This window comes from Donghicola sp. XS_ASV15, from assembly GCF_041224595.1.
In the GTDB taxonomy this organism is placed as follows: Bacteria; Pseudomonadota; Alphaproteobacteria; order Rhodobacterales; family Rhodobacteraceae; genus Donghicola.
On sequence record NZ_JBGFGN010000002.1, the window covers coordinates 1 to 279 of the forward strand.

The following is a 279-nucleotide window of genomic DNA, read 5'->3' on the forward strand; positions in this document are numbered from 1 at the left end:
TTGGAACCTCGCTTGCGGAACTCATCAGGGCCAGTGGAGGCAATGCCAAAACATAAACAGGCCGGACAGACGACGGTACTGACGAAAATGACCGCAGAAATCACCAGAAAACACTTGCAATGCAGGAGCCACCCACAGACGGATGCCCGCCGATTGATGCGCATGCCTGGGATCGGACCGATCACGGCTTCGGCGATTGTCGCAACGATCGGCGATGCAAAACAGTTTCGGACCGGACGCGATCTGGCGGCCTGGCTGGGGTTGACCCCGCTCAACAAA

At 57.7% G+C, this 279-nt stretch carries 1 pseudogene; it reads left to right on the forward strand.

Features of this window, described 5'->3' with window-relative positions:
• Window positions 1-153 precede the first annotated feature (153 nt).
• Window positions 154-279: pseudogene (locus AB9K37_RS00010) on the forward strand (transposase); the annotation flags it as partial.